This window comes from Tamlana crocina (genome assembly GCF_012037625.1).
The window spans coordinates 79,505-99,466 of sequence record NZ_JAAVJS010000013.1; the positions used below are offsets into that span (position 1 = coordinate 79,505).

Genomic DNA, 19,962 nt, shown 5'->3' on the forward strand with positions numbered 1-19,962 from the left:
AACCGAAACCAAAATTCTAAATTCCAAAAATGAGGGGAGCGAAAAATAATTGGAATTTCGTTACAACCATTAAAATGTTACGAAAGGACTTCAGAAACCTTTTCTGTTACAAACTCTAAAAAGCGCTCGTCTGCTTCGGTAAACGGATCGGGAGTGTTAGAGTCGATATCAATTTGCCCAATGTTTTCGCCATTAACAAAAATGGGAATCACAATTTCGGCCTTTACGGTAATACTACAAGCAATGTAATTGTCTTGTGCCGAAACATCGGGCACCACAAAATTTTGGTTGCTCACGGCTACTTGTCCGCAAATACCTTTTCCAAAAGGGATGATGGTATGGTCGGTAGGAGCGCCAACGTAAGGCCCTAATTTCAACTCTTCTTTATCGCCATTTCTAAAATAAAAACCTACCCAATTATAATAATCGATGTGTTTTTCAAGCAGCTGGCAAATAGCCAAAAGACGTTCGTTAACGGTTTTGTTATCGTTCGAAGTAATTTGGGTTATTTCTGGTTTTAGTTGTTCAAAATTCATTTTGAAAAGTTTGGTTGAAATTTTTAATTTTAAAAGGTGGGCCCTCAAATAATTTAATGTCGATTATGGCGCAAAAATATTTAAAAAGACGTAATTTCGGTATTAGGAAAACCCCTTTTTTTTGAAAGCACTTTTTGTAAAATACAAGTCGGTTATAAAATTTATCCTTACATTTTTGTTGGTTTACGGGGTCTTATCGATAGCGTATAAGTTTTATTTGCAGTTTTCTGATGGTTCAACATTTTATCCCGATTACGTAACGCATTTGGTGGCCAAACAAAGTGGGGCGCTATTAGAAACTTTCGGATATAATACCGAAGTTTTGCCGCACCCCAGCGAACCTAGCTTAAAGTTACTGGTAAATGGTAATTACTTGGCGCGTGTGGTAGAAGGTTGTAATTCGTTGAGCGTTATTATTTTGTTTCTGTCCTTTGTCGTGGCGTTTTCAGGACGTTGGAAAACCACTTTTTTTTATATCCTTTCCGGGAGTGTTTTAATTTATTCGGTGAACCTCTTGCGCATTGTGCTTTTAAGCATGGGGCTTTACCATTATACGGAATACGAAGATGTTTTACATACCGTTATTTTTCCGGGTATTATTTATGGTATGGTGTTTTTGCTATGGATTTTTTGGGTGAACCAATTTTCTCAAATCAACAGAAAGAATGGATAAGTTTGTAAAATACACGGGCATAGCATTATTGTTTTTGTTGCTGATTTTAATTCGGTTTTACGAGGATGTCCTGTTTTACGACCCATACCTTACTTTTTTTCAAAACGATTACTTGTACATCGATAGCCCCAGGCGCGAAGTTGCCAAATTGGTAGCCTTTACCACACTACGCTATGGGTTGAACACCGTTATTTCTTTAGGAATAATTTATCTGTTTTTTAAAGATAATGGCATGCTAAAGTTTGCGGCCATGATTTACGCATTCGCTTTCGTGGTGCTTATTTTGGTGTATTTGTATTTTGTGGTGAATCCACGTCAGGAAGATTATTATTTATTTTTTAATATCCGTAGGTTTTTAATACAGCCCATTATTTTAATCGTATTGTTGCCAGCGTTTTATTACCATAAACTAAGAGGCTGAAAATGTTAATCAAATTCTAAAATACCTGTTGTGCTTTTGGTTTTTTGTAAATTTGCAGCATGCTTAAGCAATGTTTAAATAAAGCTTTTTCAGTGGCCATGGCCTTGTTGGTGTTGTTTTCAACGGTATCTTTCACGGTTGAAAAACACTACTGCGGTGATGTGCTGGTTGATGCCGCCATTTTTACCGATGTTGAAAAATGCGCTATGGAGGCTTTTGAAATGCTTCAAAAAAAAACATGCTGTAAGGATGAAATTGATGTGGTAAAAGGTCAGGATGAACTCAAGTTTTCATCATTCGAAGATTTGGATTTGGACCAACAGCAGTTTCTGCAAGCCTTTATCGATTCTTATATAGGACGTTTTGAAAGCTTGCCCAAGCATACCATTCCGCATAAAGATTATTCTCCGCCAAACTTGATTGCCGATATTCAGTTGTTGGATCAAGTTTTCATCATTTGATTTTAAATTTTTCTTATGGAGTGGATTTCCGCCTACGCGGGAATGACAAAAAGGAAAATTAAAATCAAATTCAAAAGTCATGAAACATACATATACAGTTACGGGCATGACCTGTAACGGCTGCAAGGCGTCGGTAGAAAAAGCGCTGTCTGAATTGCCTAATGTGGTTGAGGCCTCCGCAAATGTCGATAAGGCAGAGGTTTCTATAGAAATGTCGGAACACGTCCCAACAGAAACATTGCAGCAAGCATTACCCGATAAATATGCTCTATCCGAACAAAATATTTTTCAAAAAACAAACCCAAAACAAGAGGTGCAAAAAAGTGATTGGCAACAGTTGTTTCCGTTATTTTTAATTTTTGGTTACATAGTGGTTGCTTCTATTTTGCTCAATTACAGCCCGTGGAATACAGAGCAGTTTATGCTCGATTTTATGGGACTGTTTTATATTGTATTTAGCTTTTTCAAATTGTTAGATTTAAACGGTTTCCCAGAATCATTTAGAATGTACGATCCCTTGGCAAAAGCGTTTCCGGCCTACGGATGGGTGTATCCATTTATTGAAGTGGCCCTAGGGCTTATGTTTTTAATGCGCATTGAAATTCCGGTAGCGTTAATTGTTACGTTAATCATATTGGGGATTACCACCATTGGCGTTACAAAAACGTTGTTGGGTAAACAATCCATTCAGTGTGCCTGCTTAGGAACAGCTTTAAAACTTCCCATGACCAAAGCAACCTTTATTGAAAACAGTATTATGATTGTAATGGCTATTGTGATGCTTGTTAAAACCTACAATTAAAACAATGAAAAATCTTTTATATATATTATTAATACTTCCAACGGTGGTGTTTTCTCAGGAAAAAATTACCGGAATGATTATGGAAGCTAACCCCGAAAACAAACATATTGGTTTAGCCGGTGCAAACGTGTATTGGTTAAATACCGAAGTGGGCGCTGTTACCGATATTGATGGTAATTTTACCATTCCGTACAAAACCGAATACAAAAAGTTGGTGGTGAGTTATGTGGGGTTTAAAACCGATACATTAACCATTAATGAACCCAAAACGGTGCACCATTGGTTACAGCCAACCGATAATTTGGATGAAGTTACCGTGACTTCCCGAAAGCAGGCCACAGCCAAATCGTACTTAAAAGCAACCAATACCTTTACGGTAAGTAGCGACGAGTTGCTTAAGGCTGCCTGCTGCAATTTATCCGAGAGTTTTGAAACCAACCCGTCCATCGATGTTAATTTTGCCGATGCCGTTACCGGAACCCGACAAATAAAAATGTTGGGGCTTACCAGTCCGTATATTTTAATCGCTACCGAAAACATCCCTACTGTTCGCGGGGCGTCGCAGGCTTTTGGATTGAGTTTTATCCCTGGCACCTGGGTGGAAAGTATTCAAATTACCAAAGGAGCGGGTAGTGTGGTTAACGGTTTTGAAAGTATCGCTGGGCAAATTAATGCCGAGTTGGTAAAACCATCAACTGATGACAAACTATTCGTTAACCTTTATGGAGCATCAAGCGAGAGGCTAGAGCTTAACACGCATTTTAATACTCAGGTGAGCGATAAATGGCATACGGGATTGTACGTACACGGTAACACCCATAACCAAAAGCACGATGTAAACGACGACGGGTTTTTGGATATGCCACTGTACAACCAAATAAATGTAATGAACCGTTGGCAATACACCGATACCGAAAAAGGTTTCGTAAGCTTCATCAATTTGAAATTTTTAAATGATGAAAAGCAAACCGGGCAATTGGATTTTGATCCAGACACCGATAAACTAACAACCAATACTTGGGGTAGTGAGATTGATACGAGGCGTTACGAAATATCAGCCAAATTTGGTTATGTTAACCCGCAGGTGCCATGGCAAAGTATTGGCGTACAAACCGCTTTTAGTGGTCATAAACAGGAATCGTATTTTGGGTTGAACCAATACGAAATTGAACATAATAGTTTATATGCCAATGCGGTTTACAACTCTATTATTAGCGATTCCCGACACAAAATAAAAACCGGAATTAGCTACACATACGATCATTATGACGAGATGCTCGATGTGCCCAATTTGGATTCGGATTACGAACGGACCGAACGTTCCGTGGGGGCATTTTTTGAGTACAATTACGATAATTTGGATAAGCTCAATTTAACGGCAGGTGTTAGAATTGATAATCACAATTTGTTGGGCACTTTTGTAACGCCTCGTTTCCATGCGCGTTACACGCCTTGGGAAAAATCGGCTTTTCGTGCGTCTTTTGGAAGAGGCAAGCGCAGCGCCAATATTTTTGCCGAAAACCAAAATATGTTTTCAACCTCAAGGGCTATTAATATTTTAAATAACAACGGAAGCATTTATGGATTAGACCCCGAAATTGCATGGAATTATGGGCTTTCGTATCTGCAAGGCTTCAATCTGTTTGGTAGAAAAGCCGATATTACTTTTGATTACTACCGAACCGATTTTGAAAACCAGGTGGTAGTTGATTTTGAAAATCCGCAGGAAGTCAATTTTTATAATTTAGATGGAAAAAGTTATGCCAACAGTTTTCAGGTGGAAATGAATTATAATGTGTTTGAACAACTCGATTTACGAACGGCCTATAAACTTTATGATGTAAAAACAGATTACAACATCGGGAAGTTGGAAAAACCATTAGTGCCTAAACACCGTATTTTTGCGAATGTTGGGTATGAAACGCACGTAAAAAACAATAGCCAATGGAAGTTTGATGTCACCTTCAACTGGTTGGGCTCGCAGCGGTTTTCTTCCACCGAAAATAATCCTGTGGAATACCAATTGGAAGAACGCACCCCAACGGTAACCACCCTAAACGCCCAAGTTACCAAAGTGTTTTCTCCAAAGTTTGAAGTTTATTTAGGGGGCGAAAATATTACCAACCTAAGACAACCTAACCCCATTATTGGAGCCAACGACCCTTTTGGTTCAAATTTTGATACTACTTTTGTGTACGGTCCCATATTTGGTAGTTTGTACTATGCCGGGTTACGGTTTAGAATTTAAAATTCCCGCGAAAGCCGTAATTTCATGAATAAAAAAATAAATAATTAACAGTCATTAGAAGTAGGGAAGTGCTGTGGTAATCTTAAATTTTAAAGATTGAATTTTCAGAAGATTACCATAGAAAATCATTAATTTGCTTCGTAAAGACAACTTAAACACCATAAAAAATGAAAAATATATTAACCATTGCATTATTAGTTTTAGGAACCACAGTATTTGCCCAAAACAAAAATGCGCAGGCTAAGCTTGAGGTAGATGGCGTGTGCTTAATGTGCAAATCTAGAATTGAAAAGGCTTGTTACGGAACCAAAGGCGTAAAAAGTGCCAATTGGGACGTAAAGACCCACGAGCTGAAATTGTTTTATGATGAGCGTAAAATTAGCTTAGACAGCATCAAGAAAAATATTTTGGCTGTAGGGCACGATTTAAAGGATTTAAAGGCTACAGATGAGGCCTACGCAAGTGTTCATCCATGCTGCCGTTACCGTGATGTAGAGGTTGTAGATGACCATAAAACGGAGAAAGAGTAAAGCTTAGAATCATAAATATTGTAAAAAATGTCCAGCTGTTACGGTTGGGCATTTTTTCATGAATTTTTACCAAGATACATTATGGCAAAATAAAAACGCTCCTCAAAATTAATTGAGAAGCGTTTGTTATGTTAGATTCACTCTCATTCATTTTGAGTTCGAGTGAAATCATTTGTTTGTCGAGGAGCTTCGACTACATCATGCCTGGCATTCCGCCGCCACCCATTGGAGGCATAGCAGGAGCATCTTCTTTAATATCGATTAAAGCGCACTCGGTAGTTAAGATCATACCAGAAACAGAGGCAGCATTTTCTAAAGCAATACGTGTAACCTTCTTAGGATCGATAATACCCGCTTTAAGCATATCTACATATTGCTCAGATTTGGCATCGTAACCAAAGTCTTTGTTGCCTTCCAATACTTTGTTGATTACTACTGAACCTTCACCGCCAGCATTTTCAACAATAGTACGTAATGGTGCTTCGATGGCTTTGTTTACTATTTGTACACCTGTAGTTTCATCTAGATTAACAGTTTCTATTTTTTCTAAAACTGATTTAGCTCTCACTAAGGCTACACCACCACCGGCAACAATACCTTCTTCAACGGCGGCACGAGTGGCATGTAAGGCATCATCAACACGATCTTTCTTTTCTTTCATTTCAACTTCAGAAGCAGCGCCTACGTAAAGTACGGCAACACCACCGGCTAATTTAGCTAAACGCTCTTGAAGTTTTTCTTTATCGTAATCAGAAGTCGTGGTCTCAATTTGAGCTTTAATTTGGTTAACGCGTGCTTTAATCGCTTCAGCATCACCAGAACCGTTAACGATAGTGGTATTGTCTTTATCAACGGTTACTGTTTCGGCAGTACCCAACATAGAAAGGTCGGCGTTTTCTAAAGTAAATCCTCTTTCCTCAGAAATTACGGTACCTCCAGTTAGGATAGCGATATCTTCCAACATGGCTTTTCTTCTGTCACCAAAACCAGGTGCTTTAACAGCAGCAATTTTTAATCCACCACGTAGTTTGTTCACTACCAAAGTAGCTAAGGCTTGTCCGTCAACATCTTCAGCGATGATTAACAACGGACGGCCAGATTGTGCTACGGGCTCTAAAATAGGAAGGATTTCTTGTAGGTTTGAAATCTTTTTGTCGAACAATAAAATGTACGGATTTTCTAAATCGGCAATCATTTTATCAGAATCCGTTACGAAGTAAGGCGATAAATAACCGCGGTCGAATTGCATACCTTCAACCACATCAACGTAAGTGTCAAGACCTTTGGCTTCTTCAACTGTAATTACGCCTTCTTTACCCACTTTTGAGAACGCTTGTGAAATTAATTCACCAATAGTATCGTCGTTGTTTGCAGAAATGGCAGCAACTTGCTTGATTTTTTCTGAAGAATTACCAACCTCTTGTGCTTGTTTTGCTAAATCGGCAGTAATGGCTTCAACGGCTTTGTCGATACCACGTTTTAAATCCATTGGGTTAGCACCAGAAGCTACGTTTTTTAAGCCTTCTTTTACAATAGCTTGAGCCAAAACGGTAGCAGTAGTAGTACCATCACCAGCCAAATCGTTGGTTTTGCTGGCAACCTCTTTTACCATTTGTGCACCCATGTTTTCGTGTGCATCTTCCAATTCAATTTCTTTAGCAACAGAAACACCATCTTTAGTTACAGAAGGGGCTCCAAAGCTTTTAGAAATAATGACATTACGACCTTTTGGTCCTAAAGTTACTTTTACTGCATTTGCTAATGCATCCACGCCGCGTTTTAATCCGTCGCGTGCTTCAATATCAAATTTTATATCTTTTGCCATTTTTATTATGTGTTAAAAGTTTAATGTTCAAAGTTTAAAATTGATTCCAAGCCAAGGTAACTTTGAACTAGAAACCTTAAACCTGGAACTCGATTTTTAAACAATCGCCAAAATATCGCTTTCGCGCATGATTAGATAATCGGTGCCTTCTAGCTTTAATTCGGTTCCAGCATATTTACCATATAAAACAGTATCGCCAACCTTTACGGTAATAGGCTCGTCTTTGGTGCCAGGCCCGGCAGCTACAACGGTACCTCGTTGTGGTTTTTCCTTAGCGTTGTCTGGAATAATAATTCCTGAAGCTGTTTTAGTTTCAGCGGCAGCAGGTTCAATTAGAACGCGATCTGCCAATGGTTTAATGTTCAATGCCATTTTGTTGTATATTTTAAGTTTTAAAAATTAATGTTAATGCTTAGCCTTTAAGCCAAAAATGTGCCAATACAGGCAGACTGACAAACTTGCAGAAACAAAAAATGCCAGCTGTATAAGCTGGCATTTTTTTATGTGTATAAAACAAAATTATTCGTTTTCTGCAGGTGCGTCTGTCGCTTCTTCGGTTGAAGTGGCAGGTGCAGCGTCTTGTGTATTTGGCAGTGCTTCTGGCAACGGTTGTGTTGTAGTTGCATCTGGATCTAATGCTTTAGAATCTACCGTTTCAGAGCTTCTGTTGATGGCTACGTTCGATAATAAAATCAATACTAAAAGTAATGTAGCCAAAGTCCATGTGCTTTTGTCTAAAAAGTCGGTTGTTTTTTTAACACCGCCCAATTGCTGTGTGCCACCGCCACCAAATGAAGATGACAATCCGCCGCCTTTAGGGTTTTGTACCATGACTACTACCACTAGTAAGAAGGCCACAACCACTATAAGGATCAAAAATATTGTAAACGTACTCATTATTCTTTATTGTTTTGTTCTTGTAATTGTTCTACTGCTTTAATTTGGTTTGCAAAGAAACCACTTTTTTCTGGATATTTCAAACTTAAAATTTTATATGACTGAATGGCCTTTTTGTAGTTTTTCTGCTCGACGTAAATTCGTGCCAAAGTCTCGGTCATTAAAGATTCGGGCTTTATCATTTGGGCCTTTGCCAAATTGCCCTTTTTTGAAACCGATTTTGCGGGTTTGATTTTTGGGTTCTCTGAAATGAACTTATCAATCAGTTTGAATTTTTCCAATTTCTCGGAAGGAGTGTTTTTTTCGTCCGGACCGTGGTCGGTAAAAACGGAGTCTTCGTCACGATTAATAGGTTTAAAACGGGTGAGTTTCAGCCATTCGTTAAAAGAATGTTTTTCGCGTTTATCGAACTGAAGCGGCTGCCCCAAATTTAAAACCTCTTCGGCCGAAGCTTCTTGAGTTTTAGTACTTGGTGTGGCTTCTTCAATATGTTCCGTTTCATCTAAAACGAAAGTAGATATTTTTTTAGGTCGCGGTTCTTTGGGTTCAAACAGTTCGGGGTCCAAAGTGCCTTCGGTATCCTTAATTTGCTGGTTGAGGGTATCATCGGTTTCCATGCTTTTTTCAACGGAAACCGCTTCCACTTCCACATCAAAACCTTTTAAACTTGACGTGTTTTGTTTGATGAATTTTGAAATTTTATTCTGAATGAAGGTTTCCGAAGTGATAAAATCGAACAGAATGCTCCTATCTGTGGTGTAAGCAGCTGTGGTTTTTAGTTCTTGGTTGTAACTAATGCTGCCTTGGTTTTTAAGACCTTTTAAATAAATGGCGCGTGCCGATTGAAAATACGGAAATTCATCAATAACAGATTTTACATCATCGGTTTGTTGATGCGTAATGGTTTGCGGATGTTGCAATAAATGTGTAAAATCTGATAGTTTCATTGGCTCTGCCAAATGTATTCATTTTTATTTAAAGTTGCCTGTTTTTTGTCATTGCGAGACTTTTTAAAAGGCGTGAAAATCTGTTAAAGACAAGTATTGAATAATGAGATTGCCACGTTGTCCCGATAGTTATCAAGACTCTCTGAAATGATGTTGCCAACTTACCACTTTGCCAAAGTGGCATTGAAAATATCTTGGGTAATGCGCTCGAAAATAGTTTCGTGTGCCGTGGTTTTTTGTGCCCCTATAAGTTGTTCGCTTCCGCCATAGTCATAAAAAAATGAGAAATTTTGTTCTAAATCGTCCTCAGGTTTTTTGGTATTGTAAAAGCGTAGTTTTACGCTAATGGTCAATCGGTTTTGTGCGGCAGTGTTTTGCGATGTGGCTGTGGTGGGCGAGATGCGGTATTCTGTAATTTCACCCTCGTAAACCAAATCGCCATTAGAGGGAACCAATGTTAAATTGGTTTGGTTTTGTATTAAATCTTCCAGAGCCAGTTTAAAATCACGTTCCAAACCAGGCTCTACTAAAAGAGCGGTATTTTCAAAACGGTTAACTTGATAGGTTTCGGTGCCAGCTGGGATGGAAGCGCCTGTAAAAGAATAGATGCCGCAGCCAAAAAGGGATAGGCTTATAATAAAAATAAAGAAGTGTTTTGAGGTTTGTTTAAATTTCATTTTTTAGATATTCGTAAATAAAGTTGTTAACGGGAATAAAACTAATTAATTCGGTCTGATTTAAAGTTCTCGTTCATCGGGACTTTTCCGATTAGAAAAAAATGACAAAATTTCGATAGTAGCTTGATTTTCTCTGTAATAAAGGGTGTTGAATTTTTTAATAACCACTTTTCTGACGCCTTGGGACTCTGAAAGCGGAAACAAATCTGGACTTTTGGATATGAGCTCTAAAACCTGTTCTATTTCCTGCGATAACTTGTTTAATTCCTTTTTGGTAAAATTCGTTTCCAAATATTCGTAAGTGGAAGCGAGTTCTTTTAAAGCATGGTTAGTCCAGAAAATTTTATAACCACTTTCCATATATTTTTTTTGCTTCGGAATGTGGTTTTAAATGTTCTGCTTCGGCATCTTCAATGCCCTTTTTAATGGATTTTTTTTCAGATTCCGAAATTTCATTCCACCAGTCTTTCGATTCCCTTTTTCTTAAATCCAATAATTTTTGGATTATAGACGAATCTTCAAGCGTGGTTAGCCATTGGATAAGTTCAATTTTTTTATTTTGAATATCTAGTTCCATAAACCAAATATAATTTATTTTTAGTTTGCTCTGAAATGATTAGTTGTTAAAGTAAAAAAACGTTTTTTTTAAGATTTTGTTGTTTTTACTGCTAACTGCTACTGAATACCGTAAACTAAATTTACAAATCGTATTGCTTAATCTTCCTGTAAAGCGTACGCTCGCTAATCCCCAATTCGGCAGCGGCCAATTTACGTTTTCCGTTGTGGCGTTCCAGCGATTTTTTAATTAATTCCAACTCTTTGTCCTGCAGCGATAAGGTTTCTTCTTCTTCAATTTCTTCGGCAAAATGATATTTGTCTTGCGGGGTATTAGAGTCTTCGTTGGGTTCAACATGCTCGGGTATAGATAAAAGTTCTGCGGCTTCCGCGGTATCTTCAAAAGCAATGTCGTCCTCGTCGTTGTCGCCGTATATCTTTTGGATGAGTCCTTCGTTTTCTTTTTCAACCTCTTTAACATTGCCCGATTTCATGAGCTCCATGGTCAATTTTTTAAGGTCGTTGAGGTCGCTTTTCATATCGAAAAGTACTTTGTACAGTATTTCGCGTTCGCTGCTAAAATCGCTTTCCGATTTCGAAGTTTTTACCACCGCAGGCAAATTGCTTCCTGAAGTTGGTAAATAGGTGCGTAAGGTTTCAGCGGTAATGGTGCGGTCCTGCTCTAAAACCGATAGTTGCTCGGCGATATTCCGAAGTTGGCGCACGTTTCCGCCCCAGCGGTATTTTATGAGTACTTGCACGGCGTTATCGGTTAACTTTACCGTGGGCATTTTGTATTTTAAAGCAAAATCGCTGGCAAATTTCCTGAATAACAAATGAATGTCTTCCTGTCTCTCGCGTAGCGGCGGTAAATGGATATCGACGGTGCTTAATCGGTAAAATAAATCTTCACGGAATTTTTCCTTTTGAATAGCTTCAAACATATTTACGTTTGTGGCCGCCACAATGCGTACATTGGTTTTTTGAACTTTACTGGATCCCACTTTTAAAAATTCGCCATTTTCCAGTACGCGCAACAAACGTACTTGTGTGGTTAGAGGCAATTCGCCCACTTCGTCTAAAAAAATGGTGCCGCCATCGGCTACCTCAAAATAACCTTCACGGGTTTGGGTGGCTCCTGTAAACGCGCCTTTTTCGTGTCCGAACAATTCACTATCTATAGTACCTTCGGGGATGGCGCCACAGTTTACGGCAATGTATTTGTTATGCTTACGGTGCGATAATTGGTGAATGATTTTAGGAATACTTTCTTTACCAACACCGCTTTCTCCGGTAACCAAAACCGAAATATCGGTGGGGGCTACCTGAATGGCTTTTTCAATAGCACGGTTGAGTCCGGGCGTGTTGCCAATAATTCCAAAACGTTGTTTTATTGCTTGAACTGATTCCATAGGACCTTTCCGCTAAAGCGGGAATCTATTTTAAAATTATTATTAGTTGTTTTCTGAGTACCCAACGGCCTCTCCAATTAAGGTGGCGGTAGTACAATCTATAGTTTTTACATTAACAAAATCGCCTACTTTGTAGTGTTCTTTTGGGAACACACAAACAATATTTTCTGAGGTGCGGCCCGACCAATGGTCGCTCGACTTTTTCGATTCTTTTTCAATCAACACTTCAACCATGGTATTTAAATGCTCTTTGGTGCGCATACCGCTGTGTTTTTGTTGCAGCTCGACAATTTTTGCCAATCGGCGTTTTTTGTCGGCCTCGGGTACATCGTCTTCCATTTTTCTTTCAGCTAAAGTGCCCGGACGTTCCGAATAGGCAAACATATAGCCAAAGTGGTATTTCACATATTCCATCAACGATACCGTATCTTCAAAATCCTCTTCGGTTTCTGTTGGGAAGCCTACAATCATATCTTGGCTGATACCGCAATTGGGGATGAGCCTACGGATGTTGTCGATAATTTCCATGTATTCCTGGCGCGTGTGCAAGCGGTTCATTTCCTTTAAAATGCGGTCGCTACCACTTTGCACGGGTAAATGGATGTAATTACAGATGTTACGGTATTTCGCCATGGTTTCAATCACGTCAATGGTAAAATCTTGCGGATTGGAAGTAGAAAAACGAAAACGCATTTTGGGCTGTGCCTTGGCGCATTGTTCCAGAAGGTTGGCAAAATTTACCGCTGTAGCTTTTTGCAGGTCGCTGGCTTTTTCAAAATCTTTTTTAAGTCCACCGCCATACCAAAGGTAGCTGTCTACGTTTTGCCCAAGCAGGGTTACTTCTTTGTAGCCTCTATTCCAAAGGTCGTTAATTTCTTCAATAATACTTTGAGGGTCACGGCTACGTTCGCGTCCGCGGGTAAAAGGCACCACACAAAATGTGCACATGTTATCGCAACCCCGGGTAATGGATACAAAAGCCGTTACGCCATTGGTGTTTAACCGAACAGGAGCAATATCGCCATAGGTTTCTTCTTTTGAAAGGATTACGTTAATGGCATCGCGGCCTTCGTCAACCTCGCTCAACAGGTTGGGTAAATCTTTATAAGCATCGGGGCCAACCACCAAATCAACAATTTTTTCTTCTTCAAGAAATTTAGATTTTAGGCGCTCTGCCATGCAGCCCAGTACGCCCACTTTCATTTTGGGGTTGTGGTCGCGTTTTACGGCATTGTATTTTTCAAGGCGCTTTCTAACGGTTTGCTCGGCCTTGTCGCGAATGGAGCAGGTGTTTACCAGAACCAAATCGGCTTCTTCCAATTTTTGGGTGGTATTAAACCCTTCGGTCGCCAAAATAGAGGCTACAATTTCGCTGTCGCTGAAATTCATGGCGCAGCCGTAACTTTCAATAAACAATTTACGCTTGTTGCCTTCTTTTTGTTCTAAAACCAAAGATTCGCCCTGTTTGTTTTCGTCAATAATTTTTTCCATAGTCAATACTGAAACTCGTCACACTCAATTAGCATGCAAAGGTACAATATTATTTGTGTTTGTGACAAAGTGGCAGTTTAATTTTTCTTGAAAGTGTATTAAAATTTGTTAAATTTTATACGCAACCAAAATGCCATTTTTGTATCTAAAATAAAAAAAAACAGTTTGATGAAAAAGAGTCTCAAAACCATATTGTTAGCTATAGTGATGTTGTTGTGTTTTGTAAATATGACTTGCGAAAGCGACGATGATTCCAGTGGCTATATGGGCGACTGCGACCAAAATACTGTTGTGGATAGCGATACGTACAAAAATCTGGAAACAGACCATTTTACAATTATTAATGCTGAAATTACTGGAGATTGCCTGAATCTTGAAATTGGAGCTTCGGGTTGCGACGGAAGCACGTGGCGTTTTAGTTTGGTAGATTCGGGAGCAGTGGCCGAATCGTTCCCCGAGCAGCGCTATTTAAAACTTCAACTTTTAAATGAAGAACTCTGTTTGGCATATTTTACTAAAACCATTTCGTTCGATTTAATGCCTGTTCGGGTAAGCGGCAGCAACGAAATTATTTTACATGTTGAAGGGCTGGAAACGTCGTTAAACTATAAATATTAACAGAGATAATCTATAGGGAATGTCGTCATTTCGAGTGATTTTCTGGAAGAAAATTGTATCGAAAAACACTTTTCAAGTGACAAGAATTTAAAAACAAAATACTTAGCCATGAAATTAAAATACCTTTTTTTGTCCCTGATTGTTGTGTTGGCTTTTTCGTGCGACACCAATGATGAAGACTACGAATTTGTGCAAGTGGCCACGCCACAAATAATGAATAAAACGGCGTTTAGAAGCTCTGTGGAAGTCGATGCCCCGAAAGACATTGAAACCGTTGGGAAAATTTACGCCTATAAAGATTACATTTTTGTAAGTGATGAAAGCAAAGGGGTGCATGTTATTGATAATTCTAACCCTGCCGTTCCAAAATCCATCAAGTTTATCAAGATTCCGGGCAATGAAGATATTTCGGTAAAAAACGATTTTTTGTATGCCGATAGCGCTACCGATTTGGTGGTTTTTGATATTTCGGATATTGATAACATCAGTGTGGTTGGGCGTTTAAAAGATGTTTTCAATGTATATGATTATAACGTTCCGTTGGAAGCCCAAGCGGTTGATTATGCCAATTATGATTATGAAAACGATATTATAGTGGGGTGGACCATCACCACCGAAAGACGCAAAAAACAGGATAGTGATGTTTTAATAAATATGTTTTTGGATGGCGGTCGGGTTTTAAATGCCAGCGAATCGGCCACAGGTACAGGTGCTTCTTTAGCGCGTTTTCAGATTATGGGCCATTATTTGTATGCCGTAGGAAATTACGAAATGGCTATTTTCAATATTCAAAATTTGGAAGCGCCCGTGCTGGCCAATACCCAATATGCCGGTTGGAACATCGAAACCATGTTTCAGGCTGAGGGCTATTTATATTTGGGCAGTACCAATGGCATGTATATTTACAATTTAAATAACCCGGCGTTGCCCGAATACGTTTCAGAGTTTACCCATTGGGAGGGCTGTGATCCCGTGGTGGTGGATGGCAATTATGCGTATTTAACTTTGCGTGGCGGTAATGCTTGCGGACAATTGGAAAGCGTTTTGGAAGTGATTGATGTAAGCGATAAATCAACTCCGAAATTAGCGGGAAGATACGAATTGGAAAACCCCTACGGTTTGGGCATTAAAAATAACATGCTTTTTGTTTGCGATGGTACGGCGGGCTTAAAGTTGTTTGATAAAACCAATCCGTTGGAAGTGAGTTTTGTAAAATCTTATGACGATATTCAGGCTAAAGATGTTATTCCGTTGGAAGATAAACTGTTGATGATTGGTGGCGACATGCTTTACCAATATAGCTATGTTGAAAAAGGTGTGGAACTGGTGAGTGAATTTGAGTTATAAGGTCAAATTTTCTTTTTTGATATAAATGGCTCGCAAAGGCGCGAAGCAATAAATAAGCTCAGAAAAACTTCCGTAAAATAAACTTTGCGACTTCGCGCTTTTGCGAGAGCCAAAAGAAATAAACTCCGAAATGATTTTGACGAAAATCCTGCACCACAGCAGGATTTTTTTTATGCACGCATAGCTGATGTTTTTAAAAAACAATTACATTTATGCAAAATTAACCCGTCAAAATTCCAATTGTATGGATGCGTACAACCGCTTACTGCATAAAATTGAAAATGCCAAACCTTTAGAATTCAGTAATATTTTTGATAACATTATCGAGCTTTTTAAAAAAGTTTGGCTGAAAGGATTTTTGATGGTTTTGATTATGGTGGGCATAGCCATGCTTGTTGGGGGAGTGTTTTCGTTAATTGGGTTGTCTCCAAAGGGCAATCCGTTTGCATATGGGATTAATCTTGAAGCCTATCTTGATTTCTACTCATCGAGCATCATTCAAAACATCCCCCAAACCATTTTGACCACTACGGTAAGTTTAGCTTTGATTTCGGCGTTTTATAAAATCTGTATTCAGTTTGATGCCGGAAAACAACAAGTGGTTGAAGATTATTTCCAATTCTTCAAAAAAGACTATTTTTCAAAATTATTGATGTTGGGTATTATCCACACAGGTATAGCTACGGTAGCTCAACTTTTGTTTTTCATACCATATATTTATGCCGCAGTACCTTTGGCTTATTTTCCCATTGTTTTTGCCAATAACCCCGAACTCAGTGAAATGGAAATAGTTAAAGCTAGTTTTGCTTTGGGTAATAAAAAATGGCTGTTTTCCTTCGGAATGCTGTTTGTTGCGGGTTTATTAGGGTTTCTTGGAATTTTAGGTTGTGGCATAGGTATCCTGTTTACCATTTCAATTGTATATCTGCCCACATTTTTTATTTACAAAGAAGTTGTTGGGTTTGACGATACCAACGAAATCGATTTGATAGGAGAACAAAACGATATCGATTTTTAATATTAAACAAACAAAAATATGAGTACACTAAACGTTATACTTGAAAAAGTAGAAAATGCCAAAGACTTGGAATTCGGCGATATTTTTAATAAAAGCATCGAGCTTTTTAAAAAAGTATGGTTACAGGGCTTGGTTATGCTGTTGTTGACTATGGTATTGATGATACCTTTTTATATTGTTATGTATTTGCCGTTAATTGCCATGGGGATTTTTGATCCCGAGGCGATGCAGCAAGGTGGTCAACCAGATGTAGCCATGCTTATTCCATTTTACATATTAATGGTGGTGTTTATGTTTTTCGCTATGGTTATAGCATTTGCATTAAAATCGGCATTTTACAGAATTTGTAAGTTCAAGGATTTTAATGAAGCTACTTCTGATGATTATTTCTATTTTTTCAAAAAGCCATACTTAGGAAAAACCATCAAATTGGCTGCCATAACTTTCGGTATTTCGCTTTTGGCCGCTTTATTATGTGTGCTGCCAATAATTTATGTGATGGTGCCTCTAGCATTAATCAATGTGATTTATGCTTTTAATCCCGATATGGAAGCGTCCGATATTGTAAAAGTAGGCTTCAAATTAGGAAATAAAAAATGGTTGATTGCATTCGGTTTAATGGTTGTTGCTGGGCTTTTAGCGCAAATAGTGGGAATGATTATGTGTTTTGTCGGTGTGTTTGTAACCGCATCATTTGCTTATTTGCCGGTATATTTTGTTTATAAAGACGTTATCGGTTTTAAAGAACAAAACCCTATTGACGAAATCGGAACTCCAATAGAATAAATTTTTAATTAACTGAAAAAGGCCTGTTTTTATGATGGTAAAAGCGGGTTTTTTTGTGCAGTTAATGTAGGGTTAATCCATAAAATGCTGCAGATAAACTTTTTTTGATATACATTTGTAGCTTCAAAAAGTGAAGTATGGCGAAGAATTTAGTGATAGTAGAGTCACCTGCAAAGGCAAAAACCATTGAAAAATTCCTTGGAAAAGATTTTAAGGTCGAGTCCAGTTTTGGGCACATTGCCGATCTGCCTTCCAAAGAATTGGGAGTTGATGTTGACGGTGATTTCGAACCCAAATACGAAGTTTCAAAAGATAAAAAAGCAGTTGTAAAAAAACTGAAAGATTTAGCAAAGAAAGCAGAGATGGTTTGGTTGGCCAGTGATGAAGACCGCGAGGGAGAGGCCATTGCATGGCACTTAGCGGAAACTTTAAAACTGGATAAAAGCAAAACCAAACGTATTGTTTTTCATGAAATTACTAAATCGGCCATTCAAAAAGCGATTGAAAACCCAAGAGGAATCGATTACGATTTGGTAGATGCCCAACAGGCACGCCGTGTGTTGGATCGCATTGTGGGGTACGAATTGTCGCCTGTATTATGGCGAAAGGTAAAAGGCGGATTGTCAGCAGGTCGTGTACAGTCAGTTTCCGTACGTTTGATTGTTGAAAAAGAACGCGAAATTGAAGCCTTTACGCCCGAAGCATCCTATCGTATTGATGCGGAGTTTTCAAATGAAGACGGACAAACCTTTAAAGCCAAGCTTCCAAAGAACTTTTCAACCAAAGAAGAGGCTCAAAAGTTCTTGGAGCAAAATGCCGCAGCCGATTTTAAGGTTGCCGATTTAACCAAAAAGCCAGCCAAAAAATCGCCCGCAGCGCCGTTTACCACGTCAACATTACAGCAGGAAGCGTCGCGTAAATTATACTTCTCGGTAAGTAAAACCATGACTTTGGCGCAACGCCTTTACGAAGCGGGTTTAATTACTTACATGAGAACCGATAGTGTTAACTTATCGGATGAAGCCCGAAAAGGTGCCGAGGCAGAAATAAAAAATGCTTTTGGCAATAAATACAGCAAACCCAGAAATTACACCGGAAAAGCAAAAGGGGCGCAGGAGGCGCACGAGGCCATCCGTCCTACCAGTTTTGCGACGCATTCAGTGGATATTGATAGGGATCAAGCCCGTTTGTACGATTTGATTTGGAAGCGTGCCATCGCATCGCAAATGAGCGAGGCCGAATTGGAGCGTACCAATGTGAAAATTAGTGCATCAACCCATAACGAAACCTTTACGGCTAACGGAGAGGTCATTACTTTTGACGGATTCTTAAAAGTGTACTTGGAAGGCACCGACGATGAAGATGTTGAGCAAGACGGTATGTTGCCAGCCATGAAAGTAAATGAAGCTTTATTGAACAGTTTCATTACGGCCACCGAGCGCTATACGCGTCCACCAGCAAGATACACCGAAGCGTCTTTGGTGAAGAAACTGGAAGAGTTGGGTATTGGTCGTCCGTCAACCTATGCGCCAACCATTTCAACCATTCAGAACAGGAATTATATTGAAAAAGGAACTGTTGAAGGTGTGGAGCGCAATTATTCGCAGTTGAAATTGCAAAGCGGACAAATAAAGGACATCACCTTAACCGAAAAAGTAGGTTCCGATAAAGGAAAACTCGTGCCGACCGATATTGGTATGATAGTAACCGACTTTTTGGTGAATCATTTTGATGCCATTTTAGACTATAATTTCACGGCCAAAGTAGAGGAGGATTTTGATGATATCGCCGAAGGCAAGGAAGATTGGCAGAAAATAATGAAATCCTTTTATAAAGATTTTCATCCGGTGGTTGAAGATGTTAAGGAAAATGCCGACAGGGAGTCTGGTGAGCGTATTTTGGGTACCGACCCGAGAACAGGAAAGCAAGTGAGCGTTCGTTTGGGTAGATTCGGGCCTATGGTGCAAATTGGTACCGTGGATGATGAAGAAAAACCACAGTTCGCTAGTTTAAGTCCCGATCAGCAATTAAATACCATTACTTACGAGGAAGCGATGGATTTATTCAAGCTTCCAAAGCAACTTGGTGAATACGAAGGCGAATCAGTTGAAGTGAATAATGGGCGGTTTGGGCCATACGTAAAGTTTGGCGATGCGTTTGTTTCCCTTCCAAAAGGAACCGATCCGTTAAGTGTTGAGTTGGATGATGCCATTGTGTTGATCAAGGAAAAACAAAAGGCTGATGCGCCTATATATATGTATAAAGATTTGCCGGTACAAAAGGGTAAAGGCCGCTTTGGGCCATATATTAAATGGAATAACATGTTCATTAACGTGAACAAAAAGTACGATTGGGATAACCTGTCTGATGAGGATATTGTGGAATTGATTGAAACAAAAATTCAAAAGGAAATCGATAAAGTGATCCATAATTGGGAAGATGAAGGCATTCGTGTGGAGAAAGCACGTTGGGGCAGGCATAACGTTATAAAAGGAAAGACTAAAGTGGAGTTGGCAAAAACCGTTGAGGTAAAAGACATGACCCTCGATGAGGCCAAAGCCATCATAGAAGCCAATGCCCCAAAGAAGAAGGCGGCCAAAAGAAAAACCACAACCAAAAAGAAAACATCCACAAAAAAGAAATAAGCCCATAATGGCATTATACTGATAATGGTCAGTATCTTGGAAATAATTTAAGGATGCGAATAAAGAACATTGT

21 protein-coding genes are annotated in these 19,962 nt (G+C 39.0%); 11 read left to right on the forward strand and 10 right to left on the reverse strand.

The annotated features are described in order from the left end of the window. Nucleotides 1–77 precede the first annotated feature (77 nt). Nucleotides 78–536, reverse strand: a complete 459-nt coding sequence (locus HC176_RS10640) for a GAF domain-containing protein (protein WP_167918186.1) — start codon at nucleotides 534–536, stop codon at nucleotides 78–80. A 121-nt stretch (nucleotides 537–657) separates the two neighbouring features. On the opposite strand from HC176_RS10640, the gene xrtF reads away from it, so the two are divergent. The 6 genes from xrtF (at nucleotide 658) to HC176_RS10670 (ending at nucleotide 5,671) form a co-directional block, all read left to right on the forward strand. Beyond that, a complete protein-coding gene (xrtF, locus tag HC176_RS10645; protein ID WP_167918187.1) occupies nucleotides 658–1,209 on the forward strand; it encodes an exosortase family protein XrtF in 552 nt (183 codons plus the stop codon). Continuing rightward, nucleotides 1,202–1,630, forward strand: a complete 429-nt coding sequence (locus tag HC176_RS10650; protein WP_167918188.1) for an exosortase F system-associated membrane protein — start codon at nucleotides 1,202–1,204, stop codon at nucleotides 1,628–1,630. The genes xrtF and HC176_RS10650 overlap by 8 nt, the downstream gene beginning before the upstream one ends. 59 nt (nucleotides 1,631–1,689) lie before the next feature. Next, nucleotides 1,690–2,091 carry an HYC_CC_PP family protein gene (locus tag HC176_RS10655; RefSeq protein WP_245234879.1) on the forward strand — a complete coding sequence of 134 codons (402 nt, stop codon included), beginning with the start codon at nucleotides 1,690–1,692 and terminating at the stop codon, nucleotides 2,089–2,091. Between the two features lie 79 nt (nucleotides 2,092–2,170). Continuing rightward, complete coding sequence (locus tag HC176_RS10660) at nucleotides 2,171–2,893, forward strand: heavy-metal-associated domain-containing protein (protein WP_167918189.1); 723 nt, start codon at nucleotides 2,171–2,173, stop codon at nucleotides 2,891–2,893. Nucleotides 2,894–2,897: 4 nt separating this feature from the next. Beyond that, a complete protein-coding gene (locus tag HC176_RS10665; protein ID WP_167918190.1) occupies nucleotides 2,898–5,141 on the forward strand; it encodes a TonB-dependent receptor in 2,244 nt (747 codons plus the stop codon). A gap of 167 nt (nucleotides 5,142–5,308) precedes the next feature. Further along, nucleotides 5,309–5,671: a heavy-metal-associated domain-containing protein gene (locus HC176_RS10670; protein WP_167918191.1), complete on the forward strand. Its 363-nt coding sequence runs from the start codon at nucleotides 5,309–5,311 to the stop codon at nucleotides 5,669–5,671. Nucleotides 5,672–5,864: 193 nt separating this feature from the next. Here HC176_RS10670 and groL read toward each other — a convergent pair whose 3' ends face one another. The 9 genes from groL to miaB all read right to left on the reverse strand — a co-directional run bounded on the left by groL (nucleotide 5,865) and on the right by miaB (nucleotide 13,475). After that, nucleotides 5,865–7,496, reverse strand: a complete 1,632-nt coding sequence (groL, locus tag HC176_RS10675; protein ID WP_167918192.1) for a chaperonin GroEL — start codon at nucleotides 7,494–7,496, stop codon at nucleotides 5,865–5,867. 96 nt (nucleotides 7,497–7,592) lie between these two features. Next, nucleotides 7,593–7,868 (reverse strand): co-chaperone GroES, encoded by a 276-nt coding sequence (locus HC176_RS10680; RefSeq protein WP_167918193.1) that lies wholly within the window; start codon nucleotides 7,866–7,868, stop codon nucleotides 7,593–7,595. Between the two features lie 147 nt (nucleotides 7,869–8,015). Continuing rightward, the gene (gene secG / locus HC176_RS10685; protein ID WP_167918194.1) at nucleotides 8,016–8,393 is read right to left on the reverse strand and encodes a preprotein translocase subunit SecG; all 378 of its coding nucleotides are present in this window, start codon (nucleotides 8,391–8,393) and stop codon (nucleotides 8,016–8,018) included. Continuing rightward, nucleotides 8,393–9,340, reverse strand: a complete 948-nt coding sequence (locus tag HC176_RS10690) for a hypothetical protein (protein ID WP_167918219.1) — start codon at nucleotides 9,338–9,340, stop codon at nucleotides 8,393–8,395. The genes secG and HC176_RS10690 overlap by 1 nt, the downstream gene beginning before the upstream one ends. Before the next feature lie 161 nt (nucleotides 9,341–9,501). Beyond that, nucleotides 9,502–10,017 (reverse strand): LptE family protein, encoded by a 516-nt coding sequence (locus HC176_RS10695; RefSeq protein ID WP_167918195.1) that lies wholly within the window; start codon nucleotides 10,015–10,017, stop codon nucleotides 9,502–9,504. Nucleotides 10,018–10,077: 60 nt separating this feature from the next. Continuing rightward, nucleotides 10,078–10,377 carry a type II toxin-antitoxin system RelE/ParE family toxin gene (locus HC176_RS10700; RefSeq protein ID WP_167918196.1) on the reverse strand — a complete coding sequence of 100 codons (300 nt, stop codon included), beginning with the start codon at nucleotides 10,375–10,377 and terminating at the stop codon, nucleotides 10,078–10,080. Then, nucleotides 10,361–10,594 carry a hypothetical protein gene (locus HC176_RS10705; protein WP_167918197.1) on the reverse strand — a complete coding sequence of 78 codons (234 nt, stop codon included), beginning with the start codon at nucleotides 10,592–10,594 and terminating at the stop codon, nucleotides 10,361–10,363. The genes HC176_RS10700 and HC176_RS10705 overlap by 17 nt, the downstream gene beginning before the upstream one ends. A 121-nt stretch (nucleotides 10,595–10,715) precedes the next feature. After that, the gene (locus tag HC176_RS10710) at nucleotides 10,716–11,984 is read right to left on the reverse strand and encodes a sigma-54 interaction domain-containing protein (RefSeq protein WP_167918198.1); all 1,269 of its coding nucleotides are present in this window, start codon (nucleotides 11,982–11,984) and stop codon (nucleotides 10,716–10,718) included. A 42-nt stretch (nucleotides 11,985–12,026) separates the two neighbouring features. Next, complete coding sequence (gene miaB, locus HC176_RS10715; RefSeq protein ID WP_167918199.1) at nucleotides 12,027–13,475, reverse strand: tRNA (N6-isopentenyl adenosine(37)-C2)-methylthiotransferase MiaB; 1,449 nt, start codon at nucleotides 13,473–13,475, stop codon at nucleotides 12,027–12,029. A gap of 168 nt (nucleotides 13,476–13,643) precedes the next feature. Between miaB and HC176_RS10720 the strand changes: the two genes are divergently transcribed. From HC176_RS10720 to topA, 5 genes are all read left to right on the forward strand, one after another. Further along, entirely contained in the window at nucleotides 13,644–14,093 is a 450-nt protein-coding gene (locus tag HC176_RS10720; protein WP_167918200.1) for a hypothetical protein, read from the forward strand. A 108-nt stretch (nucleotides 14,094–14,201) separates the two neighbouring features. Then, nucleotides 14,202–15,440: an LVIVD repeat-containing protein gene (locus HC176_RS10725; RefSeq protein ID WP_167918201.1), complete on the forward strand. Its 1,239-nt coding sequence runs from the start codon at nucleotides 14,202–14,204 to the stop codon at nucleotides 15,438–15,440. A gap of 244 nt (nucleotides 15,441–15,684) precedes the next feature. Then, nucleotides 15,685–16,458 carry a hypothetical protein gene (locus HC176_RS10730; protein WP_167918202.1) on the forward strand — a complete coding sequence of 258 codons (774 nt, stop codon included), beginning with the start codon at nucleotides 15,685–15,687 and terminating at the stop codon, nucleotides 16,456–16,458. Nucleotides 16,459–16,476: 18 nt separating this feature from the next. Continuing rightward, complete coding sequence (locus HC176_RS10735) at nucleotides 16,477–17,244, forward strand: hypothetical protein (protein ID WP_167918203.1); 768 nt, start codon at nucleotides 16,477–16,479, stop codon at nucleotides 17,242–17,244. Nucleotides 17,245–17,381: 137 nt separating this feature from the next. Beyond that, nucleotides 17,382–19,889, forward strand: a complete 2,508-nt coding sequence (topA, locus tag HC176_RS10740; protein WP_167918204.1) for a type I DNA topoisomerase — start codon at nucleotides 17,382–17,384, stop codon at nucleotides 19,887–19,889. The last annotated feature ends 73 nt before the right edge of the window (nucleotides 19,890–19,962 follow it).